Genomic DNA, 26,435 nt, shown 5'->3' with positions numbered 1-26,435 from the left:
CGGTACTGCCCCTTCTCCGGACCGTTGCGGCTTCCGCATGGTTCGGTCCGGAGTGGCTCGGCCGCATGCTTCGGTCCTCGACCACACGGCTCGGTTCCGAGGCGTGAGCGGCGTCGGCCCGGTGCGGTGTGGTGGTGGTGCGGTGTGGTCCCACGGGGGAGACCGCACCGCACCACCACCACACCGCACGACCCTCCGGTACGCCTTTCGGCATCGAGCAGGGCATCGGGCGGCCTTCCTCGCACCCGTCCCGGTCGACCACGCCTTCGGGCACCGCGGAATGGAGTGTTTATCGTCAGGGAGACGACTATGATCACCGCATGCCGTCCTACGACCCGTCGACTTTCCCGCCCTTCGCTGTCACGGTCGACCTGGTCGTGCTGACAGTGCAGCGCCACGCACTGTGCGCGCTGGTCGTACGCCGCGGGGAATCGCCCTTCCAGGGCTGCTGGGCTCTGCCCGGCGGGTTCGTCCGTGCGGACGAGGATCTGGGTGCCGCGGCGGCCCGCGAACTGGTCGAGGAGACAGGGCTCTGCGCGCACGATCCGGCTGTTCCCGCGGCGGGTAACGGTGCCCACCTCGAACAGCTCGCCACGTACGGCGCCCCGTCCCGTGACCCGCGCATGCGGGTCGTCAGTGTGGCTCACCTCGCGCTCGCGCCCGACCTCCCCGCCCCCCGCGCGGGCGGCGACGCCAACAGTGCGCGCTGGGCGCCTGTTGACGACCTGCTCGCCGTCGGCGGTGACACGGAAAGCGAGGAGGAGTCACCCGCCCCACTGGCTTTCGATCACGCCCGCATTCTCGCGGACGGTGTGGAGCGGGCCCGGTCCAAGATCGAGTACTCCTCGCTCGCCACCGCGTTCTGCCCGCCGGAGTTCACGGTCGGAGAGCTGCGCCGCGTCTACGAGGCCGTGTGGGGAGTGGTACTCGACCCCAGGAACTTCCACCGCAAGGTCACCGGCACACCAGGATTCCTGGTGCCCTCCGGAGGCACGACCACACGACAGGGCGGCCGTCCCGCCCAGTTGTTCCGCGCGGGTTCCGCGACGGTCCTCAATCCGCCCATGCTGAGGCCGGAAATCTGAAACCGGCCGCCGGTCGGGACGGCGGGTGAGTGATCTCGTGATCAGTGGTCCGTGGTGGTTCCGTGGTGCCTCCACAGTGGTTCCGTGGTGGAGCCGCGGTTCCCTAAGTCCGTGAGCGCGGAACACTCGTAGACTTCTCGCTGCACCAAAAGTCGCAAATGTCGCGTTATGTTGCTGAGGTACGCACGCTCCCTGCCGCCGAGCGGTCACACCTTCCGCGAGAGATAGCGATGCTCCAGGCCATCGGACTGACCAGTGCCCGCCGCCGCGACCTGCCGCCCGCGGTGGACGATCTCACCTTCGAGGCCCGTTCGGGCCGCGTCACCGCGCTCCTCGGCGTACCCGGTGCCGGAAAGACGACGGCCCTGCGCCTCATGCTCGAACTGGACCCCGGGCGCGGAGTCACCTACTTCAGGGGGCGCCCCCTGCACCGGATCGGGCACCCGCCGCGGGAAGTCGGGGTGCTCCTCGGAGACGTACCGGGGCACCCGGCGCGGACCGCTCGGGGGCAGCTGCGCATGCTCTGCGCCGCTGCCGGGGCCCCCTTGTCGCGCGCTGACGAGATGCTCGACGTCGTCGGTCTCTCAGGGCTCGGTGACCAGCGCATCGGCGGGCTCTCCGTCGGTATGGACCGCAGACTGGGGCTCGCCGCAGCCCTGTTGGGTGACCCGCACACGCTGCTGCTCGACGATCCCACCGACGGGCTGTCCTCCCACGAGAGCGGCTGGCTGTACGGGCTGATGCGCGCACACGCGGCCCAAGGCGGCACGGTGCTGTGGACCACCAGCGACCCCAAGGAGGCCATCCGCTCGGCGGACCGCGTCGTCACCATCGGCGACGGCAGGCTCGTGGCCGACCAGGAGGTCGCCGACTTCGCCCGCACCAGACTTCGCCCCCGCGTCGTCGTGCAGTCCCCGCACGCCGCCCGGCTCGCGGCGGTGGTCGGCCGAGAAGCCCGGGACGCGCGCCGGTCCGTGGAGGTCGTGGCCGAAGAGGGGGCCCGCATCTCGGTGTACGGGAGCAGCTGCGCGGAGATCGGGGACGCCGCGTTCCGGTACGACATTCCGTTGCACCGGCTCGCCGACGAGCTCGGCGACGCCGGCCCTCCCGCACCTCCCGCGCCCGCGCTCGCCTCCGCTGCGGCGCTTTCGGAACTGCCGCCGCCGATCACCGTGCGCCCTCCGCGGGGTCCGATCCGCCCGATGCGGTACGAGGTGAGGCGGATGCTGGGGGTGACGACGACGCCATTGATCATGGCATTGGTTCTGATCGCGTCGGCGGCGGTCTCGGTGCTGCTGGCGCGCACCGGAGGAGCCTCGCAGGCGCATCTGCTCGCAGGCTGGCCGGCGCTGCTGCCGCTACCTCCCGCGGCGCTCGGGGCGGGCCTGTTGGGAGCACTCTCCTACGGCGACGAATTCCGCTACCCGGCTCTCGCGGCGAGCAGGGGGACGGTGCCGAGGCGGCTCGGTCTGCTCGTGGCGAAACTGCTCGTCACCGGGGCGGCGGCGACGGTTCTCTCACTCCTGGTCGTGGTCTGCGACATCCAGTTGCTCCGCCTCCTCTACGGAGAGGAGGCGGCCGCGATTCCAGGAAACGCGACTTTGCTGGCCGTGAGTTGGGCTGCTCTGGCGGTCGGTTGTGCCTGGGCGGGCCTGCTCGCCGCGGGAACCTTCAGGGTGGCCGGCGCGGGAGTGGCGGCAGTGCTCGCCGTCCCGGTGCTCGTGGTGCCGTTGTTGCAAAAGGTGTTCGCCGGTCCCGCCACGCACGCACTGACCGGCCTCCCCGCCCGCCTGCGTGGACTGGCCTGGCTCGACATCCCGCCGGGACCGGACCGGTGGCTGCTTGCGGCCGGCCGAATCCTGGCCCAGCCCGTCGGCCTTGCGCTCCTCGTCTCGCTGGCGGCTCTGATCTGCGCCTACGTGGGCACCGCCTTGCGGAACAGGGCGCGTTGGTGATCACGGTGGAGCCGCAGGCCGAACGGTGAACCTCAAGCTCCGCTTTCGGTGACCGAATTGAGACGATAAAGCGTCAATTGCGGCGTCGGCGACGATCACCCTTTCGTGTGCTTTTCAGCAAAGACCTCAAGGGGTGCGCGAGCCACGCCGACAAATGATGCGTGAGTACCCTTGCGCACACCATGATGACCACCGCCCGCTCCGCCGATTCCGGTCTCGCCGGCCCGGGCGATATCGACCGTTACCCATACTCGGAGCCGGCCGGCGACCGTGCGCCGCTGCGGTCCTGGGGCGGCTCCGAATCCGAGCTGGGGCGCACCGGCCGCCGGGGGTCGGCCAGCCGTGGCCGAGGCTTGCACGGTCAACTCGTCCAGCAGCTCGGTCAGATGATCGTTTCAGGTGACCTCGGCGCGGACCGCCCGCTCGTTCCCGAAGAGATCGGGCAGCGATTCGAGGTCTCCCGCACCGTCGTGCGCGAGTCCCTGCGTGTCCTTGAGGCGAAGGGGCTGGTCAGTGCCCGCCCCAACGTCGGGACCCGGGTGCGTCCGGTGAGTGACTGGAACCTGCTCGACCCCGACATCATCGAATGGCGCGCCTTCGGCCCTCAGCGCGACGATCAGCGCCGCGAGCTGGCGGAGCTGCGGTGGACGATCGAGCCGCTCGCCGCGCGGCTCGCCGCCGGGCACGGGCGGGAGGACGTGCAGCAGCGGCTCGGCGACATGGTCGAGATCATGGGACACGCGCTGGGGCAGGGAGACGGAGTCACGTTCTCCCGTGCCGACGCGGAGTTCCATGCCCTGCTGATCCAGGCCGCGGGCAACCGCATGCTGGACCACCTCTCCGGCATCGTGTCCGCCGCTCTCCATGTCTCCGGCAGTCCGGTCACCGGGTGTGACCGACCCAGCGAGGCGTCGGTCGGTCAGCACGCCAGGATCGCCGACGCCCTCGCCGCGGGTGATGAGGCCGGAGCCGAATCGGCCATGCGTCAGCTCCTCGTCGTCGTCCACCCCGAGGTGGAGCGAGTGGTTCCGGCTCCGCGCGAGCACTGAGAGCGGTACGGCCGGGGAAGGCGCACCCTGTGCCGCCGGACCGTGCGGTCCGGCGGCACAATTGTGGGGGGATGTCGTCCCTGGCAGGGTTCGTCGCAAATGAGGTGTGACTCGGGCCACGCGGATTGGGCGTAACACTCCTCGAAGCAGTGCGATGACCTAAGAGGTGACCGCCGCGGAAGGAATACAGCAGCCATTCGGTGTGCTGTGCAGTTCCAGGCCAAGCCCGCGCCGTCGGCGACACTCCAGCCGACGGACGTCGGTTCCAGCCCTCCAGGGCGGGGCCGGAAGCCGTTTCCATCGTTCCGAGAGGTTGTTCGTGTCGGCCAGCACATCCCGTACGCTCCCGCCGGAGATTGCCGAATCCGAGTCCGTCACGGCGCTCATCGAGCGGGGAAAGGCTGATGGGCAGATCGCCGGCGACGACGTGCGTCGGGCCTTCGAGGCTGACCAGATTCCGCCAACCCAGTGGAAGAATGTTCTGCGCAGCCTCAATCAGATCCTCGAGGAAGAGGGTGTGACGCTGATGGTCAGTGCCGCGGAGTCGCCTAAGCGCGCCCGCAAGAGCGTCGCAGCGAAGAGCCCGGTCAAGCGCACCGCCACCAAGACCGTCGCGGCGAAGACGACTGTGACGAGGACCGTCGCGGCGTCCGCCGCCCCGGCCGTCGACAGCGCGGACGCGTCCGGCGAGTCCGGTGCGATCCCCGCGAAGAAGGCGGTGGCCAAGAAGGCCGCCGTGAAGAAGACCGCCGTGAAGAAGACGGTGGCCAAGAAGACCGCCGCCAAGAAGTCCGGCAAGCAGGACGACGACCTCCTCGACGGTGACGAGGCGGTCGAGGACGTCAAGGTCGGCAAGGGCGAGGACGAGGAGGCCGAGGGCGAGAACAAGGGCTTCGTCCTCTCCGACGACGACGAGGACGACGCGCCCGCGCAGCAGGTCGCCGTCGCCGGTGCCACCGCCGACCCGGTCAAGGACTACCTGAAGCAGATCGGTAAGGTCCCCCTCCTCAACGCCGAGCAGGAGGTGGAGCTCGCCAAGCGGATCGAGGCGGGTCTGTTCGCCGAGGACAAGCTGGCGAACGCCGACAAGCTCGCGCCGAAGCTCAAGCGTGAGCTTGAGATCATCGCCGAGGACGGACGGCGGGCCAAGAACCACCTGCTGGAGGCCAACCTCCGTCTCGTGGTCTCGCTCGCCAAGCGCTACACCGGTCGCGGCATGCTCTTCCTGGACCTGATCCAGGAGGGCAACCTCGGTCTGATCCGCGCGGTCGAGAAGTTCGACTACACCAAGGGCTACAAGTTCTCCACGTACGCCACCTGGTGGATTCGCCAGGCGATCACCCGCGCCATGGCCGACCAGGCCCGCACCATCCGTATTCCGGTACACATGGTCGAGGTCATCAACAAGCTGGCGCGCGTCCAGCGTCAGATGCTCCAGGACCTGGGCCGTGAGCCCACCCCGGAGGAGCTGGCCAAGGAACTCGACATGACCCCCGAAAAGGTCATCGAGGTCCAGAAGTACGGGCGCGAGCCGATCTCCCTCCACACCCCGCTGGGTGAGGATGGAGACAGCGAGTTCGGTGACCTGATCGAGGACTCCGAGGCGGTCGTTCCGGCCGACGCGGTGAGTTTCACCCTCCTCCAGGAGCAGCTGCACTCGGTCCTCGACACCCTCTCCGAGCGTGAGGCGGGCGTGGTCTCCATGCGCTTCGGTCTCACCGACGGTCAGCCGAAGACGCTGGACGAGATCGGCAAGGTCTACGGGGTGACGCGTGAGCGCATCCGGCAGATCGAGTCGAAGACCATGTCGAAGCTCCGCCACCCGTCGCGTTCGCAGGTCCTGCGCGACTACCTCGACTAAGTCGACCCGGCAGAGAACGGGCGGGGCCCAGAACCGAACGGTTCCGGGCCCCGCCCGTTCTCTTTGGGGGTGCGGGTCGCTTCGGACTGAATGACTCTGAGTAGGTGATATCCACCTCGGAGTCAGGAGTGTCCATGTCCCACAGGTTCGCTCGTGCCTTGACCGGAGCGGTGGCGCTGACGGCGACCGCCGCTCTGGCGGCCGGGTCCCCGGCGTCCGCCGCGACCGACAGCATCATCATCGGAGGAGAGCCCGTCAGCGTGGCGGACAGCCCGTGGGTGGTGGCTCTGTCGAGCCGCGCCCTGTTCGGGGAGTCGCGCGGCGGGCAGTTCTGCGGCGCGGTGGTGATCGCTCCCACCAAGGTGCTGACCGCTGCCCACTGCCTCGGCTCCGACGTGCTCGGAGGTGAGGTGGCCGACGTGCCCGACCTGCGAATCATCGCGGGGCGGGGCGATCTGCGCGGCACCGGAGGGCGGGAGATCCCTGTGCGGGAGGCGTGGATCAATCCCTCGTACGACCCCAGCACCAACGTGGGTGACGCCGCCGTACTGACGCTGACCGAAGCGCTGCCGGAAGAAAGTTCGATTCCGGTCGCCCGGGAAGGTGACGCGGCCTACCTCGCGGGCGGGCAGGCGCTCGTCTACGGGTGGGGGGACACGACCGGGTACGGAACGTACGCGTCGACGCTGCGGGCGGCCTCGGTGCAGGTCCTGTCGAACGAGGCGTGCGGCGTCGCCTACCCGGGCGGCTCCCGCGGGACGTACGACGCCTCCTCGATGGTCTGCGCCGGCAACCCCGATGGTGGTTACGACGCGTGCCAGGGTGACAGCGGAGGGCCACTGGTGGTCGACGGGCGTCTCATCGGTCTGGTCTCCTGGGGCAACGGCTGCGCACGCGCGGACAGCCCGGGGGTATACACCCGGGTATCCGCTGCGGTCACCTGGGCGGCCGGCAGGATCTGAGATACCTCTCTCACGCCTCGGCCCACGCCTTGACACACGGTTCGCGCCACGGCGGACCAGAACGCATGAGAACGGGCGGCCTCCCCCACACCGGGGAAGCCGCCCGTCGGACGGTCAGGGACCGGCCCGTCGCTCGTCGTGGATGCGAGGTGTCAGTGTTGTGCCTCGTCGGCGGCACCGGCCTGTACGGCGGTGAGCCGATCCGTCTCATCCTGTATTTCCGCGGCGATCTTCTTGAGTTCCGGCTCGAACTTGCGCCCGTGGTGGGCGCAGAAGAGCAGTTCACCGCCGCTGATGAGGACGACGCGCAGGTAGGCCTGGGCGCCGCAACGGTCACAGCGGTCTGCTGCGGTCAGCGGGCTCGCGGGGGTCAGAACAGTAGTCACGTCGCCTCTTCTCTAGCTCGACGAGCTGTCGTACCAGGGTCAACATCCAACCAGGCCGAAAACGTTCCCGCTCGTGGCATTTCTTCGAAAACTTCTTTTCAGGTGGCTGGGCTGCCGACGGTTGGCGGCGAATGTGCCGTATTGCGGAGCGCTACGGTTTCGCGTTGCTGGTGTCGGGTCGGTCCTCCGGCTGGCTTGCCGGTTGTTCATGAGGACGTGCCCGGAGCCTAAATGGTTCATGCCTCAAAAGGAACGTGATGTGCACGTCACTCCGAGGGATGATCGAACATCCATGCGATCTACGGAGGGGCTCGACTAGCATGATGATTCCCCGAGGGTGGCGTGACAACCGCTCTACCAGGCCTCGGTAGGCTTTCAGCGGCCACCACGGCCGCGCCCCATACCCAAACGGGCCCCCATTGAAATTCAGCGAGGAGCGAACCGCGTGACCGCCGATACGTCCGTGCCGTCCACTGCGCTGCTGACCGGAGCCGGCGGCGTCGTCGACAGGGACAGCTCCAACTACACCGCGCGGCACCTTCTCGTCCTCGAAGGGCTGGAGGCTGTCCGTAAGCGCCCCGGCATGTACATCGGGTCGACCGACAGCCGCGGCCTCATGCACTGCCTCTGGGAGATCATCGACAACTCGGTAGACGAAGCCCTCGGAGGGTACTGCGACCACATCGAAGTGATCCTCCACGACGACTCCTCGGTCGAGGTCCGCGACAACGGGCGTGGCATCCCCGTCGACGTCGAGCCCAAGACCGGGCTCTCCGGCGTGGAGGTCGTCATGACCAAGCTCCACGCCGGCGGCAAGTTCGGTGGCGGCTCGTACGCCGCCTCCGGAGGTCTCCACGGCGTCGGTGCCTCGGTCGTCAACGCGCTCTCCGCGCGCCTCGACGTCGAAGTCGACCGGAACAGCTCCACCCACTCCATCAGCTTCCGGCGCGGAGTGCCGGGTGCGTTCGTCGAGCAGGGGCCGGACAGCCCCTTCGACCCGGCCAACGGGCTCCGCAAGACCAAGCGGGTGCCCAAGGCTCGCACCGGTACCAGGATCAGGTACTGGGCGGACCGGCAGATCTTCCTCAAGGACGCCAAGCTCGACCTCGAGACGCTGTACCAGCGCGCCCGCCAGACGGCCTTCCTCGTGAACGGACTCACCATCGTCGTGCGCGACGAGCGTGGCCTGAACGGTGAGGGCAAGACGGAGGAGACGTTCCGCTTCGACGGTGGCATCAGCGAGTTCTGCGAGTACCTCGCCCAGGACAAGGCCGTCTGCGACGTGCAGCGACTGACCGGGCAGGGCACGTTCAAGGAGACGGTTCCGGTTCTGGACGAGCGTGGGCACATGACCCCCACGGAGGTCACCCGGGAGCTGGGCGTCGACATCGCGCTGCGCTGGGGCACCGGCTACGACACGGTGGTCAAGTCCTTCGTGAACATCATCGCCACCCCCAAGGGCGGCACCCACGTGGCCGGATTCGAGCGCTCGCTGACCCGTACGGTCAATGAGTCGCTGCGTTCGGCCAAGCTGCTCCGGGTCGCCGAGGACGACGTCGTCAAGGACGACGCCCTGGAGGGCCTCACGGCGGTCGTCACCGTCCGGCTCGCCGAGCCCCAGTTCGAGGGGCAGACCAAGGAGGTGCTCGGCACCTCGGCCGCCAACCGGATCGTGGCCAACGTGGTGGCCAAGGAGCTCAAGGCGTTCCTGACGTCGACCAGGCGTGACGCCAAGGCGCAGGCCCGGGCGGTGCTCGACAAGGCCGTGGCAGCCGCTCGCACCCGCATTGCCGCGCGCCAGCACAAGGACGCCCAGCGTCGTAAGACGGCCCTGGAGTCCTCGTCCCTGCCCGCGAAGCTGGCCGACTGCCGCAGTGACGACGTGGAGCGCAGCGAGCTCTTCATCGTCGAGGGGGACTCGGCCCTCGGTACGGCCAAGCTCGCGCGCAACAGCGAGTTCCAGGCGCTGCTGCCCATCCGCGGCAAGATCCTGAACGTGCAGAAGGCGTCCGTCTCGGACATGCTGAAGAACGCCGAATGCGGGGCGATCATCCAGGTCATAGGGGCGGGGTCGGGCCGGACCTTCGACATCGACGCTGCCCGCTACGGCAAGATCGTTCTGCTGGTGGACGCCGACGTCGACGGCGCGCACATCCGCATCCTGCTGCTCACTCTCTTCCAGCGGTACATGCGACCGATGGTGGAAGCGGGCCGAGTCTTCGCCGCGGTGCCTCCGCTGCACCGCATCGAGCTGGTCCAGCCGAAGAAGGGCCAGGACAAGTACATCTACACGTACTCGGACGGCGAACTGCGCCAGACGCTGGTGGACCTGCGGCGCAAGAACGTCCGCTTCAAGGACTCCATCCAGCGGTACAAGGGCCTGGGCGAGATGGACGCCGACCAGCTGGCCGAGACCACGATGGATCCCCGGTTCAGGACCCTGCGACGGATCAACATCGGCGACCTGGAGTCGGCGGAGAAGGTCTTCGACCTGCTGATGGGCAACGAGGTCGCGCCCCGCAAGGAGTTCATCACGAGCTCGGCGGCGACGCTGGACCGCTCGCGCATCGACGCCTGAGCCGTTCGGCACATCTCCGTGCTGTGCGCCTCTCCACCTGTGGGTGGAGAGGCGTTCTCCACCCGTGATCAACCCGGGGGCCGATCCGTCGGCCGCCCTCCGTCCGTAGCGTCGGAGGCGTCAGATCTTCCCGCTCCCCGGAGGGTGCCATGTCCGGCGTTGTCAGTGTTCTTGTGATCGTCGCCGTCGCCGGCTGGACGCTGCTGCGTCAGTTCTCGGCACGGCCGCTGCCGGCTCGCTGGTGGCTCCTTCCGGGAATCCTGGCGGTGCTTGCGCTGCGGGGCGGGGCCCTGCTGGACGCTCGGCACGAGGCACTGTCGGCGGGAGTGCTCGCAGCCGAGCTGATGGTCGGGCTCCTCCTCGGTGCAGGATGGGGATGGACGACCCGGGTCTGGCGGGAGCCGGACGGCGTCCCGTGGTCCAGAGGCACCCGCGCCACGGCGTTCGTCTGGGCGGGCGGTCTGGCGCTGCGTGCCGCCCTCTGGGCCGCCGGGGCTGCCATGGGGGTGGCACAGGGCGCCGACGGTCTCCTGCTCGCTCTGGCCGTCACCTTGCTGGTGCGAGGAGCGGTCCTGTCCCAGCGCTTGGAGGCGCCTCTCCGGATCAGGCCGGGCTCGCGGGGCCTGGAGCCGCACCTCGCGGCGGTGTCGTCGGTCGGCGACGCTCCGCATCACGCCGCGACCCGCTCCGGCGACGGGATACATTCGGTGACTCCGGTGACGGGAAAGGACCTTCCATGACCGGGGCCGGGGCCATCTGGACCTCGTGGCCATCCCGTGAGGCGCTCACACGCGTACCGAGGGCACCCGCCCGGTCCGCCCTGTCCCTTCTGATCTGGGCCCTGGTCGCGGCAGGGCTGCTCTGGGCGACGCTGGAAGACGGCCGTCGCGGCCCGGCCACCCTCCCCGTCGCGCTCGCGGTGATGGCCTGCTGCGTCAAGGTGGCGCGCTGGTACCACCGGTTCACGCTGTCGCAGCGGCTGTGGCCGTCTCTGGCTCTGCTGCTTCTCCTGACGGGACTGGCACTCGCCGCGTACGCGGCTGGCGCGACGGCGCTCGCCACCACCCTGTGGTGCGGCGGCACCGTCCTCGCCATGGCGAGGCTCCCGCTCCGCGCGGCCGTCCCGGCGGCGGCGATCGCCCTGGCGTCCTACGCGGCTCTGGCCGGCGGCGGATGGATGACCACGCTGCTGACGACGGCTGGACTGTGTCTGGGCGGCCATGTGATCAGGCTGGACGCGGAGGCGCGCGGCAGCGCTCAGCGACTGCTGGCACAGGAGCGTGCCGCCAGGGCGGCGGAGACGGAAAGGGCCGCCTTGGACGAACGCTCCAGGATCGCCCGGGAGATCCACGACGTGCTCGCGCACAGCCTGTCGGCGCAGATGGTGCACTTGGAGGCGGCCCGGCTGCTGATCGAGCGTGAACCTGCCGGCGCCTTCCGTGACGAGGTCCTGGAAAGGGTCGTCTCGGCCCGTTCCATGGCCCGGGACGGACTGACCGAGACCCGGCAGGCGCTTTCCGCTCTTCGGGGCGAGATGACGCCGGTCGAGGACTTCCTGCGGAAGCTGGTTTCCACCGGGCCGGTGGAGCTGAGCATCGACGGACCCAGGCGCCCCCTGTCTGCCGGGGCGTCCCAGGCGGTGCGGCGGGTTGCTCAGGAGGCCGTCACCAATGTGCGCAAGCATGCCCCCGGAGCGCATGTTCGGGTACGGCTGGAATACCTGCCGGACACGGTGGTCCTGGAGGTGCGGGACACCGGGGGAGGGGTGCCGGACGAGGAGCTGATGACCGGCGGGCCGGGCTACGGTCTGACCGGAATGCGGGAGCGTGCCGAGGTACTCGGCGGGGCGCTGGAGGCGGGGCCGAGTGAGGAGGGGTTCGTGGTGATTCTGCGGGTGCCGACGTGAGCGCGCGGGTGGTGGTCGCCGACGACCAGTCGGCTGTCCGCGAGGGCATCGTGATGCTGCTCGGGCTGCTGGGCGTCGATGTGGTCGGGGCGGCCAGGGACGGTGACGAGGCGGTGGCGCTCGTCGCGGAGCACGCGCCGGACGTGGTCCTGATGGACCTGCGGATGCCGCGCTGCGACGGCGTGGAGGCGACCGGGCGCGTTCGTCGGCAGTACCCCGGTACCCAGGTGGTGGTGCTCACCACCTTCGACGACGATGATTCGCTCTTCGCGGCGTTGCGCGCGGGCGCGCGTGGCTTTCTCACCAAGGACGCGAGCGGTGAGGAGATCGTGCAGGCCATTTCAGCCGTGCTGTCCGGCGACGCGGGTCTCTCACCCGCCGTGCAGCGACGTCTGCTCGATCACATGGCCGGCGAAGCTGCTTTTCCCCCACCGGCGTTCGGTCAAGTTCGCGGCCACGGCCAAGGCCAGACGCAGGGGCTTCCGGACGGGCTCACCCCCCGCGAGGCGGAGGTGCTGGCGCTCATCGCCGAGGGGCTCAGCAACGCCGAGATCTCGCGCCGACTGCACGTTTCCCCGGCCACGGTGAAAACGCACATCAACAACCTGTTCGCCAAGACGGGGGTGCGGGACCGGGCGCAGGCGGTTCGCTACGCATACGTACATGGGCTCGCACGGGCACCTGGTACGGATATCACCTGAACAGGTGAAAGCGGTGCATGCTGCAACCGAGGTCCACCCTGTCCGGACACTCTTGGCTGAGCGGCCGAAAAGGTTCGCGGACAAGGGAGTTGTTCGGTGGAGAAGGAAGCAGGGCGGACGGAGGCGGTGACGCGGCTCGATGAGCCGTGGTACGACGAACCGGCCCCCGGATGGGGCGAGCAGGACGGTACGGGGAGAGCGGCGCCCGATGCGCCGCCCGCCCCCGGGGCTCCGCGGAGCGGCCACAGCGCTGCCGACATCTACCGGGAGGTCCAGCGGAGCGAGGCATTCCGCGAAGTGCGCCGCCGGTACCGGAGGTTCGTCATTCCGGCGACCGTCGCGTTCCTTCTCTGGTACCTCGCGTACGTGGTCGCGGCCACCGGGGCACCCGGGCTGATGGCCCGTCCGGTGGCGGGAGCGGTGAATGTCGCCATGGTCGCCGGGCTCGGGCAGTTCCTCACCACCTTCCTGCTGACCTGGGCGTACGCACGGCACGCGCGGCTCCGCCGGGACCGGGTGGCGCTGGAACTGCGCTGGGAGACCCAGGAGCTGACGAGAGGTGTCGAGCGTTGAGCGGGGACCATCAGACGCTCGCGTTGGTGCTGTTCAGCGCGTTCATCGCCGTCACCCTCGGCATCACCACCTGGGTCGGACGCACGCGTCAGGGATCCGCCGAGGAGTTCTACGCCGGGGGCAGGCTGTTCTCTCCCCTGGAGAACGGTTTCGCCATCGCCGGTGACTACATGTCGGCCGCCTCGTTCCTCGGTATCTCCGGGCTCATCGCCCTCTTCGGCTACGACGGGATGCTGTACTCGGTCGGGTTTCTCGTCGCCTGGCTGGTCGTTTTGCTCCTGGTGGCCGAACTCGTGCGCAACTGCGGTCGGTTCACCCTCGCCGACGTGGTGGCCGCACGTATGGCGGAGCGCCCCGTGCGCACGGCGGTCGGCACGTCGTCGGTGACCGTCTCCGTGCTGTACCTCGTCGCGCAGATGGTCGGCGCCGGCAGCCTGGTCGCGATGCTCCTCGGCGGCACCAGCGGCGCCACCCGCTCCTGGACCGTGGTCGGGGTCGGAGCGCTCATGGTGGTCTACGTTTCCTTCGGCGGCATGCGGGCCACCACCTGGATCCAGATCGTCAAGGCCGTCCTCCTCATGGCCGGCACGATCGCCCTCACCGTGGCCGTCCTGGTCCGGTTCCACGGTGATGTCAACGCACTGCTCAGCACCGCGGCCGAACGCAGCGGTCACGGAAAGGGATTCCTCGCGCCGGGCCTCAAGTACGGCGGCAGCTGGACGGCACGCTTCGACTTCATCAGCCTCGGACTGGCGCTGGTCCTCGGTACGGCCGGGCTGCCGCACATCCTGTCCCGCTTCTACACGGTGCCGACGGCCCGTGCGGCCCGGCGGTCCGTCGTCTGGTCGATCGGGCTGATCGGCAGCTTCTACCTGATGACGATCGTCCTCGGCTTCGGTGCGGCGGCACTTGTCGGACCGACCGCGGTCCGGTCCTCCAGTGAGGCCGGGAACACCGCGGTTCCCCTGCTGGCGCTGGCGCTGGGCGGCGGAGAGGGGGCCACGGGCGGAACGATTCTCTTCGCCGTGGTCGCCGCCGTCGCCTTCGCCACGATCCTGGCCGTGGTCGCGGGAATCACCCTCGCTTCCTCGGCCTCGGTCGCCCACGACCTCTACGCCTCGCTCCGCCGCCCCGGTGGCAAGCCGTTCGGGGAGGTCGCGGTGGCCCGGGTGGCCGCCGTCGGGATCGGGGCGGTCGCCATCGGGCTTGGCCTGCTCGCCCAGGACCTCAATGTGGCCTTCCTCGTCGGGCTGGCCTTCGCGGTGGCGGCCTCAGCCAACCTTCCGGCGCTGCTCTACTCGCTCTTCTGGAAGAACTTCACCACCCGTGGTGCCGTCTGGGCCGTGTACGGAGGACTGATTCCGGCACTGGTGCTCGTACTGCTCTCGCCCGTCGTCTCCGGCTCGCCCGCCTCCCTCTTCCCAGGGGTCGACTTTCAGCTCTTCCCGCTGGAGAATCCCGGTCTCGTCTCCATTCCGCTCGGATTCCTCGCGGGGTGGATCGGCACGGTGACCTCGGCACAGTCGCCCGACGAGGACAAGCACGCCGAGATGGAGGTCAGGTCGCTGACCGGAGCCGGGGCGGTCTGACAGTCGCGACGCGGTCCGGCGGCCGGAGCCGACGCGTTCCAACAACGGCCGGAGTGCTCCGACAACGGCCGACGCGTTCCGGCAACGGCCGACGCGTTCCGGCAACGGCCGGCGCGGGTCCGACAACGGCCGACGCGTTCCGGCAACGGCTGGCCCGGGTCCGACAACGGCCGGCGGGCTCCGCCAGCGGTCGGGGTGGTACGAGTACGACGGAGGTTTTGGCGGGCACGCAATCAGTTTGCGTTCCTTGCGCTAATCTTGCGTTCATGACGCGACGACTTGCTCAGGTGGCACAGAAGGTTGGGGTCAGTGAGGCCACGGTCAGCCGGGTCCTGAACGGTAAGCCAGGTGTCTCGGACGCCACCCGGCAGGCGGTGCTCTCCGCGCTGGACGTCCTCGGCTACGAGCGGCCGACCCAGTTGCGGGGCGAACGGGCCAGGCTGGTCGGGCTCGTTCTTCCCGAGCTCCAGAACCCCATCTTCCCGGCGTTCGCCGAAGTGGTCGGCGGCGCCCTCGCCCAGCAAGGGCTCACGCCCGTGCTCTGTACGCAGACCAAGGGTGGGGTCTCCGAGGCGGACTACGTGGATCTGCTGCTCCAGCAGCAGGTGTCCGGCGTGGTCTTCGCCGGTGGCCTCTACCACCAGGCGGACGCCGCCCACGACCACTACAAGGTGCTCGCCGACCGTCGCATCCCCGTCGTCCTGATCAACGCGGCCATCGCCGAACTCGGCTTCCCGGGAGTCTCCTGCGACGACTCCGTCGCGGTCGAGCAGGCGTGGCGGCATCTCGCCTCCCTCGGCCACGAGCGGATCGGCCTGGTTCTCGGCCCCGCCGACCACGTGCCCTCCCAGCGCAAGCTCGACGCCGCACGGCAGTTGGCCCGTGAGTACGGGGCGACGATCCCGGACGAACACGTCGCGCGGGCCATGTTCTCGCTGGAGGGCGGTCAGGCCGCGGCCTCCCGGCTGCTGGACCAGGATGTCACCGGCATCATCTGCGGCAGCGACCCGCTCGCGCTCGGCGCGGTCCGCGCGGTCCGCCGCCGGGGGCTCTCCGTGCCGCACGACGTGTCGGTGGTCGGGTACGACGACTCCGCCTTCATGAACTGCACCGAACCGCCCCTGACGACCGTTCGTCAGCCCATCGAGGCCATGGGGCGGGCGGCCGTCGAGCTGCTGTCCGTGCAGATCGGGGGCAAGACGGTGCCCTCCGACGAGCTGCTCTTCGAGCCGGAACTGGTGGTGCGCGGATCGACTGCTCCGCCGCCGCGCGAGAATTCGCGCTGATCTGTCGCTATCTTGCGTTGCCGGAGCCGCTCTCGGCGCTCGGGGAACCGGTCGAGGGAGCGACCGGGGAGGGCAGCGCCTGCGGCGGGGGAGGCCCGGTGTACTGGCCGCGGGGGCGCAGACGCAGAGGCCGTTCCGCGTACTCCTCCAGGGCGTGCGCGATCCAGCCCGCCGTGCGGGCCACCGCGAACACGGTCTCGCCCGCCTCCGCCGGCATGCCCGTGGAGACCGACAGAACGGCCAGCGCCAGATCGACGTTGGCGTGCAGAGGTACGTGCCGGGCGGCGGTCGACACCACGTCCCGCGCCGCGGCGAGAGCCGACGCGGCCTCCGGCACGTCCTCCAGCAGGGTGAACAGGACCCGAGCCCGGGGGTCTTCGCCGGTGTAGAGCCGGTGGCCGAGCCCGGGGATCCGCCTTCCGGTGCGCAGGTGGTCGGCGACGACCGGTGCGGCGCCGCCCCGTTCCACGACCTCCCGGAGCATCCGGTGGGCGAGCCCGCTGGCCGCGCCGTGCAGTGGTCCTTCCAGGGCCCCGAGTCCCGCCGAGACCACGGCGTACGGATGAGCGTGCGCGGAGGCCGCCACCCGGACGGCGAGGGTGGACGCCGCGAGGTCGTGGTCGATCAACAGCGCGAGTGCGGTGTCCAGCGCGGCGAGTGACGCGGCGTCGGCGGGACGCGTGGTGAGCGCGGGCCACAACCGCGCCGCGATGCCGAGGTCGGCTGGGCCCGCACCGGCTGGGCCCGCACCGGTGCGCCAGTCGCCCGCGGTGCTGTCGCCGGAGGGGCCGTCCCCGGTGGGAGCCGCAGAAGCCCGGACCGTGCCGCCGGGCGTGCCCGCGGCCGGCCGCAGAGCGTCCACCAGGGTCGGGATCAGGCCGCGCGCCGTGTCCAGGACCGAGACGGGGGAGAGGTCGAACCGCAGTGGGTCGGCAGCCGCCGCCGCGATGACGGCGACCCGCAGCCGGTCCGTCGTCCCGCTGTGCGCGGGCAGTGCGGCGACGGCCCGGCGCGCCGCGGTCAGGGCTTGTACCGGAGCGGAGAAACGGACACCCGGCCTGAGTTCGCCGGTCCAGAGCCATTCGGCGACTTCCTCGTAGCCGTGGTTCAGCGCGAGTTCGCCCGCGTCGACGCCCCGGTAGTAGAAGCGGTCCTGGTCGATGAGGGTGATGCCGGTACGGAACACCAGATCCGCCCCGCCCGCCGGCAGGGAGTCGCGCCGGCCCGTGCGCCGGGCGAGCGCCCGGACCTCGTCGGCGTCGAACGTGCTCCCTCGCCCCCCGGCCGCGCGGACGCTGCTGAGCTGGCCGCGGCTGACGTAGGCGTACACCGTCTCCGGTTTCACGCCGAGCAGGGCGGCCGTCTCACGCGTACTGAGCCGCTCGGTGGTCCCGGTGCCGAAGTCACGCGCTCCCTGATCCGTCATGTGCTCACCGTATCCACTCCCCTACATATTGATTCAATCAATATTGACGTCCACTCAATCAAGCATGGATAGTCGAATCAATAGCCCGGGAGCCGAGACCGTGGCCGAGAAGAAGATCCGAAGAGGAGACGGCGATGCCGACCAAGACCCACAGCCCCGCCCCGACCGGCGTTCCCCGCGGCCTCGCGGGTGTCGTCGTCACCGACACCGTCCTGGGTGACGTCCGAGGTACCGAGGGCTTCTACCACTACCGCCAGTACTCGGCGGTCGAACTGGCGCGGACCCGGAGCTTCGAGGACGTCTGGTACCTGATGTTCCACGGTGAGCTGCCCGACGCGCCGGCCCGCGCCGCGTTCTCCGCGCGCATCGCCGAGCTGCGCCACCTCCCGGACGAGGTCCGCGCGGCGCTGCCCGCCATCGCCCGCGCCGGAGCCGTCTCCGGCCCGCTCGCTGGGCTGCGTACCGCGCTCTCCCTGCTGGGCGCCTCGGCCGGCTACCGCCCGCTGTACGACATCGAGCCGGGGCGCCGCCGTGAGGACGCGCTCGCCGTCTGCGCGGCGGTGCCCACCCTGTTGACCGCGCTGCACCGGCTGGGTGAAGGACTTGAACCGGTCGAACCGCGCGACGACCTGCCACACGCCGCCAACTACCTCTACATGCTCACCGGCGAGGTACCCGACGCGGTCCGCGCGCGGGCCGTCGAGCGCTACCTCATCTCCACCGTCGACCACGGGTTCAACGCGTCCACCTTCACCGCGAGGGTCGTCGCCTCCACCGGTGCCGACATGGCCGCCTGTCTGGTCGCGGCGGTCGGCGCGCTCTCCGGCCCCCTGCACGGTGGCGCGCCGAGCCGCGCGCTCGACACGCTGGACGCGATCGGTACCCCGGACCGCATCGACGGCTGGATCCGCGAGCAAGTCCTCTCCGGCGGACGGATCATGGGCTTCGGCCACCCCGTCTACCGCACCGAGGATCCGCGTTCGCGGATGCTGAGGGACATCGCCCAGGGCTTCGGCGGCCCGCTCGTGGACTTCGCCGTCGAGGTGGAGCGTCAGGTGGAGGCCATACTCGCCGAACTGAAGCCGGGCCGTGAGCTGCACACCAACGTGGAGTTCTACGCCGGCGTCGTGATGGAGCTCTGCGGGCTTCCCCGGACCATGTTCACGCCCACCTTCTGTGCGGCGCGGGTGGTCGGCTGGAGTGCCAATATCCTGGAGCAGGCGGCGGACTCGAAGATCATCCGACCGGCGGCCCGCTATGTCGGGACGCCTCCGCCGCAGCCGGTCCCGGCACCCTGACGTGGTGCCGCCGCTGCCTCCGTACTCCGTGAGGATGGTCCGTCTTGCCCGCTCCGGCCGCACCGCGTGATGCCCGCATCCCACAGATCCCGGTCATCGTGCTCGCGGGCTTTCTCGGCTCGGGCAAGACAACCCTGCTGAACCACCTGCTCCACAACCGCGCCGGAAACCGGATCGGCGTGATCGTGAACGACTTCGGGGCCATCGAGATCGACGCCATGACGGTCTCCGGACAGGTCGGCTCGACGGTCTCCCTGGGCAACGGCTGCCTGTGCTGCGCGGTGGACGCCGGCGAGCTGGACTCCTACCTGGAGACCCTGACGCGGCCCGCCGTCCGCCTCGATCTGATCGTGATCGAGGCCAGCGGACTCGCCGAGCCACAGGAGCTCGTGCGGATGCTGCTGGCGAGCGAGAACCCGAGGATCGTCTACGGAGGACTGGTCGAGGTCGTCGACGCGGCCGAGTTCGAGCGCACCCGGGAGCGACACCCGGAGACCGACCGGCACTTGGCCGTCGCCGACCTGGTCGTCCTCAACAAGACCGACCGGATCGACGACGCCGAGCACGACCGGCTGTACGCCTCGGTCACCTCGCTGACCGACCGCGCCGCAGTCGTCTCCACCGAACACGGAAGGATCGATCCGTCGCTGCTCTTCGACCCCGCGCTCCGTCCCGACGGCGAACGGACGGCGGCCCGCCAGCTCACCTTCGAAGACCTGCTGGCGGGGGAGGCGGACCACGACGGCGGTACGGGGAACCATGGCGGAGCCCATCCCCACGCCGCGTACCAGAGCGTCGAGCTCTCCACCGGAACGCCGCTGGACCCCCGCCGGTTCATGAGGTTCCTCGACTCGCGGCCCGAGGGCCTGTACCGGATCAAGGGCTTCGTGGACTTCGGCGCGGCCGATCCCCGCAACACCTACCTGCTGCACGCGGTGGGCCGGTTCCTCCGGTTCGTCCCGCGTCCATGGGTCCGCGACGAGCCGAGGCTCACCCAGCTCGTACTGATCGGTTCGGGATTCGACGGGGAGGCGCTCCTGCGGGAACTGGAGGAGTGCCGGACACCCGGCCCGGGCGCCACGGGCCCCGGCGGCACCGGCCCGGGCGGCGCACCGGAGGCCGCACCGAAGGCCGAACCGGAGGCCGAACCGGAGGCCGAACCGCTGGACGCGGACGATCTGGAGCGCGCCATGTGGGGGGTCCTGCGCTACGTCGCCACCGACGGGCCCGCCGGTGGAACCGACAGGCCCGTGGAAGAAGCCGACGGGCCTGTCGGAGAAGACGACGCACCTGCCGGACCGGACCTGCACTAGAGGCTGTCCGCACACGGGGTGGGGTGCCAACCGCCCCGGACCGGCCGCCCGCACACCGGGCACGTCCGCGTGCTCGGGGAAGACTCTTACCTTCGTTCCAGGGCGGCCAGGCTGCATTCGGGGGCGTTCGCCCCGCTCTTACTGGTGGAGTACGGATCGTGCGGGGGACGTACTCTCGCGGGATGCCTTCTCACCTGAGCTTCGAGAACCCTCGCGCGCGGCCTCACGAGGTGGTGGCCGAGACGTTGGAGAGGGCCCTGCGTGACCGCTCGCACGAGGACGAAGCGGCGGAGGCCCTGGTCGGAATCGCGTTGGGTGACGGCGATCGGGAGTTCGTGGAGCACTGGTGCACGGAGGTGGGGACGCGCGCCGTGTCGGGCAGCCCGCTCCTCGGGCTGGCGGGCCTGTGCCTGGGCCATACCGCTCGCCGCTTCGGCCGTCTCGGCGGCGATGCCCTCGCGCTGGCGACGTCGTTGGCGGCGCGTGCTGAAGCGGACGCGGCGGACGTGGACGGTCGGGCTCTCGACGGGTATGACGACGTCCGGAGATTCCTGCACCGCCGGTGACCCGGTCGGCGCCGTCGGCGATCGTTGGCGTTGACCCTGCTCCCGACGACGGTGAGGTGCTTGAGTCGGGAGCTGTCGGATGCCCCTGTTCCCGTCTACGCGGGCACGCCTCGGGCCCGCACCACCAGGAGGAAACCAATGTCGTACCCACGACGGCTCACCCCGGAGGAGAGGCTCGCCGATGCGAAGGAGTCGTCGGGTCTCCCGCGCATCGTCGTGATCTGCGGCTCCACCCGCTTCATGGCCGAGATGAACGAGGCCGATCTACGGGAGACCAGAGCCGGGAGGATCGTCGTCAAACCGGGCTGCGACCTGAAGTCGCCGCACGAACTCTGGTCCGATCCCGTCGAGGCCGAGGCGCTGAAGGCTCGTCTCGACGATCTGCACCGGGCGAAGATCCGGCTCGCCGACGAGGCGCTCGTGGTCGGCGACTACATCGGAGACAGCACTCGGGCCGAAATCGTCTACGCCCGGTCGCTGGGAAAGCCCGTGCGGTTCACGCACCCCGAGGTCGATCCTGACGCCTGACCGCCCGCCGCCGTCTCGACAGCCAGAGCGGGCCGTGGGCAGCCCTGCCGTCTCGTGGTGACGGATGCCGCCCACCCCGGGCCCCGCCGGTGTCCCTCAGCCCGAGGCTGCTTCGCTCGCTTCAACATGACGCAGCGCCAACTCTGCGCCCGGTCCGGCTTCGGCCTCTTCGCTCAGACGCGTCGTGCCGGAATCCTGTTGGTCCGTCACGAGCCCTGCCGAAGCCGCTCCACCGCCTGAGCAGGGGTGTCGTAAGAGCCGGGTGTGCCGGCAGGACCGAGTTGAAGAAGTAGCCCTGTTCTTCCTCGGCGTTGTCCCGTAAATGCTCTCTGAGCGACCTCGGGCATGGTGGACTGCTGCACGGCGGGTGGTCTGTCCGGCGAGGGCGAGGTTGTACATCCGTGGGATGCCGAGCATGGCGTCGTGGACGCCGTCGCCTTTGAGACGGCAGTCGCGGAGAACCTTCCAAGTCTTCATGCGAGCGAAAGTGTGCGACGCGGGCGCGGACCTGCTTATGGGACTTGTTGTGGGCCTGCTTCCAGCCAGGCAGCTCCTCGCCCTTTCGGTACCGGTGCGGCATCACGAGCCCGGTGCCGGGACAGCCGCCGTCGGCGATGGTCGTCGTCGTGCCGACGGCGGCCTTCGCCCCGGACTCCTCCCACGCCTTGCAGTCGTCGCGGTTGCCGGGCAAGGGCCGGCCGACCACCACGACGAGGCGGGTGTCGGCGTCGATGACCACCTGGTGGTTGGTGGAGTACCGGTAGTTCTTCGACTGCTCAGCGACGGTGTGGTCACGGGTGGGCACCAGGGTGCCGTCCAGGATCAGCACCGTGTCCTTCGCGAAGGGCTTGCGGGGCTGGAGGGCGAGCATCGGCCCGAGGTGATCGATGATCCGGTCCGCAGCCGACTTGGAGACCCCGAACAGCGGAGCAAGCTGCCGCATGGTCAGATTCGTGCGCCAGTACGCCGCGACCAGCAGTGTCCGATCCTCCCATGACAGGCTCCACGGCCGGCCCCTGCGGACCGCATCCGCGCCCTGACGCCGCAAAACCGCCACGAGCTTCCCGAACCGCCGCTGACTCAACCCGGTGAAAGGGGCTGTCCAAGAGGGCTCCGACGCCGTAATCACACCAGCCGCAACAAGATCATCTCACTCATGACCAGAGAGACAGCTCAGGTGCGAAGGCTCAACCGCCGGCTGAGCAGGTGGCGTAGACGGGCAGAGGCGCCACGGAGGTTGCCGAGCTGCCTCACCTCGTCCGCTTCAAGTTCCAGCCGGTCTGCGAGAGCCAGCACGGCGGCGTAGGGCCGTTCGCCCTCTTCGAGCTTCGCTGCAACGGCACCGAGGACAGCTCGAAGAGCGACGGGGTTCGCGCCGGGATGTTTCGCCAGCAGACAAAGGAGCCTGTTGTCGTTCCAGACGCTGTCTCGGGCCGTGCTCAGCTCCTGCAGGGCGACGGGCGGGGTGTGGGGATTGGCAGCCAGGGCCTGCCAGACGAAGGGGTACGGACATTGCGCGAGACACTGCAGCACGACGCTGTCCTTCTCGGCATGTGCCAGTGCGAGGTAGTCGGCGGGCGTGGGCACGAGGATGACCTCTCGGGGCGTCGAAGCCGTCATCTTGCCACTGCGCCGTGTCGTGCCTGCCTCCACCATCATTTACGGGACAAGTCTTCGGCTCGTCGTCCGCCGTGAACGGGCGCCAGAAGCCCAGGAGCAGGCCGGCGGCGACGTATGACGCCGGTTCGTCGATCATCAGACCGCTGGGACGGAAGACGTGCCGCCCCGGCCGGTCGGACTCGGAGAGGCGGGAGAGGTCGCGGAGCGGGTCCAGCGCAGTGCTGGCCATTGCCTGGGTCATACCGATCCGCAACGGGCCGACACCGAGGGGTGGGGCGAGGTCGAAGTCCGCCCGGGCATCGTTCCGAACAGGTCTGCAGGAGAGTTACGGGGGCCATCCGGAATATCGGGACGCCGCGGCGCACGAGCGCTTCATGGAAGGGCCAGGCGCGTACCCACCGGATGCCCGGCCGGGCCGGCTCCGCCTCTTTGGCGAATGCGTCCTGCTCTACTCGTGCATCGCGGGTTCGACCGTCTCGTCAAGGAGCCCGAAACCCTCCGGGAACCCTTCCAGGAAGGCTCTTCGCCCGGGGGCCGGCTCTGCTTCGGCCATCGCCCTCAGCAGGTCGGTCAACTCGCTCCGCTGCTCGCTCGACAACTTTCCTACCAGTTGGGCGACCCCCTCCAAGACCTGGACGGCGTCGTCCGGATCCATCTGCTCGTCTTCGCTGCCCTCGATGAACCACAGGACACCGACCAAGGCATCGGCCAGGGCGTGGGCCAGCGACGAGTACACGGGCATGGAGGAGGACTCCCAGCAGGTCAGGGAAGCGGATCTGACCATCCCACCACACCCCCGACATCACACCCCGTCAGATCTCCGCGGCAGGAGGCGTGCGACGCACCGCACCTTGCCGCCGCACCCCGACGGGCCTCGGCGCGCCGGACATCGCCCGGCCGCTCGGAGTCGTACGGAAAACGGGGCGACGGGGCCCGCCCCGCCGCGCGCCCGTCTCCGTACGACCCGGCCGGCGCTACACCGGACCCGCGATCGAGGCGACCGGGTCGGTCAGCGGGATGCCCGAACCGTCACGGCGCGGGTCGGGTTCCGGCAGTCGCGCGGGTGTGCCGTTCTGTTGTGCGGCCCGGGCGGGCAGGGGACCGGCCCAGGCGAAGACCAGCACGTCCTCACCCTTGAGGAACCGCTGGCACCGCACCCCGCCGGTGGCCCGGCCCTTGCGCGGGTACTGGTCGAACGGCGTGAGCTTCGACGTGAGCACCGAGTCGTCCAGCGTGCCGTGCGAGCCGGCCACCGTGAACACCGCCGCGTCCGCGGCCGGTTCGACCGCGGAGAAGGACAGCACCTCCGCGCCGTCCGAGAGCTTGATCCCGGCCATGCCGCCGGCCGGACGCCCCTGCGGACGCACCTGGGCCGCCGGATACCGCAGCAACTGCGCGTCGGATGAGATGAAGACGAGGTCCTCCTCGCCCGTACGCAGCTCCACGGCGCCGACGATCCGGTCGCCCTCCTTCAGGGAGATGACCTCCAGCTCGTCCTTGTTGGCCGGATAGTCCGGCACGACGCGCTTCACCACCCCCTGGAGGGTGCCGATCGCCAGGCCCTGCGACGTCTCGTCGAGCGTGGTCAGGCAGATCAGCTCCTCGCCCTCGTCCAGCGAGAGGAACTCCGCCACCGGAGCTCCGCCCGAGAGGTTGGGCGCCGCGTGGGTGTCCGGCAACTGGGGCAGATCGATCACCGCGACGCGCAACAGCCGCCCCGTGGAGGTCACCGCCCCCACCTCGCCGCGCGCGGTCGCCGGTACGGCGGACACGATCACGTCGTGCTTCGCGCGCTTGGAGTCCTCGTCCTCGGCCACCGGGTCGGCGTTGGCCGTCCGGGCCAGCAGGCCCGTGGACGAGAGCAGCACCCGGCACGGGTCGTCCGCCACCTGCAACGGTACGGCGGAGACCTGCGAGCCGGCCGACTCCAGCAGCACCGTGCGCCGGTCGGTGCCGAACTTCTTCGCCACCGCGGCCAGTTCGGAGGAGACGAGCTTGCGCAGCTCGGTGTCGGACTCCAGGATCGCGGTCAGCGCCTCGATCTCGGAGCTGAGCCGGTCGCGCTCGCTCTCCAGCTCGATCCGGTCGAACCGGGTCAGCCGGCGCAGCGGGGTGTCCAGGATGTACTGCGTCTGGATCTCGCTCAGCGAGAAGCGCTCCATCAGGCGCTCCTTCGCCTGCGCCGAGTTGTCGCTGTCCCGGATGAGCCGGATGACCTCGTCGATGTCGACGAGGGCGACGAGCAGCCCTTCCACCAGGTGCAGCCGGTCGCGCCGCTTGGTGCGGCGGAACTCGCTGCGCCGCCGTACGACCTCGAAGCGGTGGTCGAGATAGACCTCCAGGAGTTCCTTGAGTCCCAGGGTGAGCGGCTGGCCGTCGACGAGCGCGACGTTGTTGATGCCGAAGGACTCCTCCATCGGCGTCAGTTTGTAGAGCTGCTCCAGAACGGCCTCCGGCACGAAGCCGTTCTTCACCTCGATGACCAGGCGCAGTCCGTGCGAACGGTCGGTGAGGTCCTTGACGTCGGCGATGCCCTGGAGCTTCTTCGACGAGACCAGGTCCTTGATTTTGGAGATGACCTTCTCCGGACCGACCGTGAAGGGCAGTTCGGTGACGACGAGGCCCTTGCGGCGCGGGGTGACGTTCTCCACGGCGACCGTCGCCCGGATCTTGAACGTGCCCCGGCCGGCGGCGTAGGCGTCCTTGATGCCGCTCAGGCCCACGATCCGGCCACCGGTCGGCAGGTCGGGACCGGGGACGAACCGCATCAGCGCTTCGAGGTCGGCGTTCGGGTACCGGATGAGGTGGCGCGCGGCGGCGACGACCTCACCGAGGTTGTGCGGCGGCATGTTGGTCGCCATGCCGACCGCGATCCCGGACGCGCCGTTGACCAGCAGGTTCGGGTAGGCGGCCGGGAGGACGACGGGCTCTTGCTCCTGGCCGTCGTAGTTCGACTGGAAATCGACGGTGTCCTCGTCGATCGACTCCGTCATGAGGGACGTGGCGTCGGCCATCCGGCACTCGGTGTACCGCATGGCGGCCGGCGGGTCGTCGTTGCCGAGGGAACCGAAGTTGCCGTGTCCGTCCACGAGCGGGAGACGCATGGAGAACGGCTGCGCCATGCGCACCAGGGCGTCGTAGATCGACGCGTCCCCGTGCGGGTGCAGCTTACCCATGACCTCGCCGACCACGCGGGCACACTTGACGTACCCGCGGTCGGGGCGCAGTCCCATCTCGTTCATCTGGGACACGATGCGGCGGTGCACCGGCTTCATGCCGTCGCGCGCGTCGGGCAGGGCCCGGGAGTAGATCACCGAGTACGCGTACTCGAGGAAGGAGCCCTGCATTTCGTCGACGACGTCGATGTCGAGGATCTTCTCCTCGAAGTCGTCCGGCGGCGGGGTTTTCGTGCTGCGGCGGGCCATCGCGGCTGCGACTCCTTCACAGATTCTGTCGGGCAACCTGAGGTTCTGACGCGGACCATTGTGGACCGCCCCGCCGACAGCGCCGACCTCGACCCGTCCCAAAGGCCCCGCCGGACCCCGCCGGGACACCCGTTTCCGGGGGTTCCCCGGCCGTGCCGGAGGCAGGAGCGCCGCCGTGCCGGAAGCTGAACCGGACCCGTGCGGGGAGGAGGACCGGACCCGTGCGGGGAACTGGACCGGCGCCCGGGGCGTCGCCGTGCCGGGAGGCGGACCCACGCCCGGACCCACGCCCGGGCCGACCCCCGGTGCGCAGGTTTCGGCATCACGC

21 protein-coding genes and 1 pseudogene are annotated in these 26,435 nt (G+C 69.8%); 16 read left to right on the top strand and 6 right to left on the bottom strand.

Features of this window, described 5'->3' with window-relative positions:
* Window positions 1–320: 320 nt before the first annotated feature.
* The 5 genes from ACWD3D_RS04320 (at window position 321) to ACWD3D_RS04300 (ending at window position 6,912) form a co-directional block, all read left to right on the top strand.
* Window positions 321–1,085 (top strand): NUDIX hydrolase, encoded by a 765-nt coding sequence (locus tag ACWD3D_RS04320; RefSeq protein WP_451459398.1) that lies wholly within the window; start codon window positions 321–323, stop codon window positions 1,083–1,085.
* Window positions 1,086–1,315: 230 nt separating this feature from the next.
* The gene (locus tag ACWD3D_RS04315) at window positions 1,316–3,040 is read left to right on the top strand and encodes an ATP-binding cassette domain-containing protein (protein ID WP_451459397.1); all 1,725 of its coding nucleotides are present in this window, start codon (window positions 1,316–1,318) and stop codon (window positions 3,038–3,040) included.
* Between the two features lie 161 nt (window positions 3,041–3,201).
* Window positions 3,202–4,089 (top strand): FadR/GntR family transcriptional regulator, encoded by an 888-nt coding sequence (locus tag ACWD3D_RS04310; protein ID WP_451459396.1) that lies wholly within the window; start codon window positions 3,202–3,204, stop codon window positions 4,087–4,089.
* A 319-nt stretch (window positions 4,090–4,408) separates the two neighbouring features.
* Window positions 4,409–5,950, top strand: a complete 1,542-nt coding sequence (locus tag ACWD3D_RS04305) for an RNA polymerase sigma factor (protein WP_451459395.1) — start codon at window positions 4,409–4,411, stop codon at window positions 5,948–5,950.
* Between the two features lie 134 nt (window positions 5,951–6,084).
* Window positions 6,085–6,912, top strand: a complete 828-nt coding sequence (locus tag ACWD3D_RS04300; protein ID WP_451459394.1) for a S1 family peptidase — start codon at window positions 6,085–6,087, stop codon at window positions 6,910–6,912.
* Window positions 6,913–7,064: 152 nt separating this feature from the next.
* Here the strand turns inward: ACWD3D_RS04300 and ACWD3D_RS04295 are convergent, their stop codons facing one another.
* Window positions 7,065–7,298 (bottom strand): DUF7455 domain-containing protein, encoded by a 234-nt coding sequence (locus ACWD3D_RS04295; protein WP_266709915.1) that lies wholly within the window; start codon window positions 7,296–7,298, stop codon window positions 7,065–7,067.
* A gap of 445 nt (window positions 7,299–7,743) precedes the next feature.
* Between ACWD3D_RS04295 and ACWD3D_RS04290 the strand changes: the two genes are divergently transcribed.
* From ACWD3D_RS04290 to ACWD3D_RS04260, 7 genes are all read left to right on the top strand, one after another.
* Entirely contained in the window at window positions 7,744–9,876 is a 2,133-nt protein-coding gene (locus tag ACWD3D_RS04290; RefSeq protein ID WP_451459393.1) for a DNA gyrase/topoisomerase IV subunit B, read from the top strand.
* Window positions 9,877–10,025: 149 nt separating this feature from the next.
* Window positions 10,026–10,616 (top strand): DUF1453 domain-containing protein, encoded by a 591-nt coding sequence (locus tag ACWD3D_RS04285; RefSeq protein ID WP_451459392.1) that lies wholly within the window; start codon window positions 10,026–10,028, stop codon window positions 10,614–10,616.
* Window positions 10,613–11,782, top strand: coding sequence for a sensor histidine kinase (locus ACWD3D_RS04280; RefSeq protein ID WP_451459391.1), 1,170 nt, complete (start codon window positions 10,613–10,615; stop codon window positions 11,780–11,782). The genes ACWD3D_RS04285 and ACWD3D_RS04280 overlap by 4 nt, the downstream gene beginning before the upstream one ends.
* Complete coding sequence (locus ACWD3D_RS04275) at window positions 11,779–12,483, top strand: response regulator transcription factor (protein ID WP_451459390.1); 705 nt, start codon at window positions 11,779–11,781, stop codon at window positions 12,481–12,483. The genes ACWD3D_RS04280 and ACWD3D_RS04275 overlap by 4 nt, the downstream gene beginning before the upstream one ends.
* A 96-nt stretch (window positions 12,484–12,579) precedes the next feature.
* Window positions 12,580–13,056: a DUF485 domain-containing protein gene (locus ACWD3D_RS04270; protein WP_451459389.1), complete on the top strand. Its 477-nt coding sequence runs from the start codon at window positions 12,580–12,582 to the stop codon at window positions 13,054–13,056.
* On the top strand, window positions 13,053–14,645 hold the full coding sequence (locus ACWD3D_RS04265) for a solute symporter family protein (RefSeq protein WP_451459388.1): 1,593 nt from the start codon (window positions 13,053–13,055) through the stop codon (window positions 14,643–14,645). The genes ACWD3D_RS04270 and ACWD3D_RS04265 overlap by 4 nt, the downstream gene beginning before the upstream one ends.
* A 266-nt stretch (window positions 14,646–14,911) precedes the next feature.
* Entirely contained in the window at window positions 14,912–15,931 is a 1,020-nt protein-coding gene (locus ACWD3D_RS04260) for a LacI family DNA-binding transcriptional regulator (protein WP_451459387.1), read from the top strand.
* 7 nt (window positions 15,932–15,938) lie between these two features.
* On the opposite strand, the gene ACWD3D_RS04255 is transcribed toward ACWD3D_RS04260, so the two are convergent.
* Window positions 15,939–17,357 (bottom strand): citrate/2-methylcitrate synthase, encoded by a 1,419-nt coding sequence (locus ACWD3D_RS04255; protein WP_451459386.1) that lies wholly within the window; start codon window positions 17,355–17,357, stop codon window positions 15,939–15,941.
* A 134-nt stretch (window positions 17,358–17,491) separates the two neighbouring features.
* Between ACWD3D_RS04255 and ACWD3D_RS04250 the strand changes: the two genes are divergently transcribed.
* From ACWD3D_RS04250 to ACWD3D_RS04235, 4 genes are all read left to right on the top strand, one after another.
* Entirely contained in the window at window positions 17,492–18,655 is a 1,164-nt protein-coding gene (locus ACWD3D_RS04250; protein WP_451459385.1) for a citrate/2-methylcitrate synthase, read from the top strand.
* Between the two features lie 44 nt (window positions 18,656–18,699).
* Window positions 18,700–19,968, top strand: coding sequence for a CobW family GTP-binding protein (locus tag ACWD3D_RS04245; protein ID WP_451459384.1), 1,269 nt, complete (start codon window positions 18,700–18,702; stop codon window positions 19,966–19,968).
* A gap of 182 nt (window positions 19,969–20,150) precedes the next feature.
* Window positions 20,151–20,534, top strand: a complete 384-nt coding sequence (locus tag ACWD3D_RS04240) for a hypothetical protein (RefSeq protein WP_451459383.1) — start codon at window positions 20,151–20,153, stop codon at window positions 20,532–20,534.
* A 138-nt stretch (window positions 20,535–20,672) separates the two neighbouring features.
* Window positions 20,673–21,062: a hypothetical protein gene (locus ACWD3D_RS04235; RefSeq protein WP_451459382.1), complete on the top strand. Its 390-nt coding sequence runs from the start codon at window positions 20,673–20,675 to the stop codon at window positions 21,060–21,062.
* Window positions 21,063–21,437: 375 nt separating this feature from the next.
* On the opposite strand, the pseudogene ACWD3D_RS04230 reads toward ACWD3D_RS04235, so the two are convergent.
* The 4 genes and pseudogenes from ACWD3D_RS04230 to ACWD3D_RS04215 form a co-directional block, all read right to left on the bottom strand.
* Window positions 21,438–22,191: pseudogene (locus ACWD3D_RS04230) on the bottom strand (transposase); the annotation flags it as partial.
* Window positions 22,192–22,235: 44 nt separating this feature from the next.
* Window positions 22,236–22,721 carry a hypothetical protein gene (locus ACWD3D_RS04225; protein ID WP_451459381.1) on the bottom strand — a complete coding sequence of 162 codons (486 nt, stop codon included), beginning with the start codon at window positions 22,719–22,721 and terminating at the stop codon, window positions 22,236–22,238.
* 409 nt (window positions 22,722–23,130) lie between these two features.
* A complete protein-coding gene (locus ACWD3D_RS04220) occupies window positions 23,131–23,466 on the bottom strand; it encodes a hypothetical protein (RefSeq protein WP_451459380.1) in 336 nt (111 codons plus the stop codon).
* A gap of 190 nt (window positions 23,467–23,656) precedes the next feature.
* On the bottom strand, window positions 23,657–26,107 hold the full coding sequence (locus ACWD3D_RS04215) for a DNA gyrase/topoisomerase IV subunit A (protein WP_451459379.1): 2,451 nt from the start codon (window positions 26,105–26,107) through the stop codon (window positions 23,657–23,659).
* Window positions 26,108–26,435: the final 328 nt, after the last annotated feature.

The organism is Streptomyces sp. NPDC002690, from assembly GCF_053592415.1.
The sequence above is the reverse complement of the archived record's forward strand: the minus strand, read 5'-3'. Positions and strand labels throughout refer to the sequence as shown.

What these genes read in the sequence shown, in the direction of transcription:
- ACWD3D_RS04300 (WP_451459394.1), top strand. Translation starts at nt 6,085, where the DNA reads ATGTCCCACAGGTTCGCTCGTGCCTTGACCGGAGCGGTGGCGCTGACG.
- ACWD3D_RS04235 (WP_451459382.1), top strand. Translation starts at nt 20,673, where the DNA reads ATGTCGTACCCACGACGGCTCACCCCGGAGGAGAGGCTCGCCGATGCG.
- ACWD3D_RS04255 (WP_451459386.1), bottom strand. Translation starts at nt 17,357, where the DNA reads ATGACGGATCAGGGAGCGCGTGACTTCGGCACCGGGACCACCGAGCGG.
- ACWD3D_RS04250 (WP_451459385.1), top strand. Translation starts at nt 17,492, where the DNA reads ATGCCGACCAAGACCCACAGCCCCGCCCCGACCGGCGTTCCCCGCGGC.
- ACWD3D_RS04320 (WP_451459398.1), top strand. Translation starts at nt 321, where the DNA reads ATGCCGTCCTACGACCCGTCGACTTTCCCGCCCTTCGCTGTCACGGTC.
- ACWD3D_RS04220 (WP_451459380.1), bottom strand. Translation starts at nt 23,466, where the DNA reads ATGGTCAGATCCGCTTCCCTGACCTGCTGGGAGTCCTCCTCCATGCCC.
- ACWD3D_RS04260 (WP_451459387.1), top strand. Translation starts at nt 14,912, where the DNA reads ATGACGCGACGACTTGCTCAGGTGGCACAGAAGGTTGGGGTCAGTGAG.
- ACWD3D_RS04240 (WP_451459383.1), top strand. Translation starts at nt 20,151, where the DNA reads ATGCCTTCTCACCTGAGCTTCGAGAACCCTCGCGCGCGGCCTCACGAG.
- ACWD3D_RS04280 (WP_451459391.1), top strand. Translation starts at nt 10,613, where the DNA reads ATGACCGGGGCCGGGGCCATCTGGACCTCGTGGCCATCCCGTGAGGCG.
- ACWD3D_RS04315 (WP_451459397.1), top strand. Translation starts at nt 1,316, where the DNA reads ATGCTCCAGGCCATCGGACTGACCAGTGCCCGCCGCCGCGACCTGCCG.
- ACWD3D_RS04215 (WP_451459379.1), bottom strand. Translation starts at nt 26,107, where the DNA reads ATGGCCCGCCGCAGCACGAAAACCCCGCCGCCGGACGACTTCGAGGAG.
- ACWD3D_RS04285 (WP_451459392.1), top strand. Translation starts at nt 10,026, where the DNA reads ATGTCCGGCGTTGTCAGTGTTCTTGTGATCGTCGCCGTCGCCGGCTGG.
- ACWD3D_RS04225 (WP_451459381.1), bottom strand. Translation starts at nt 22,721, where the DNA reads ATGATGGTGGAGGCAGGCACGACACGGCGCAGTGGCAAGATGACGGCT.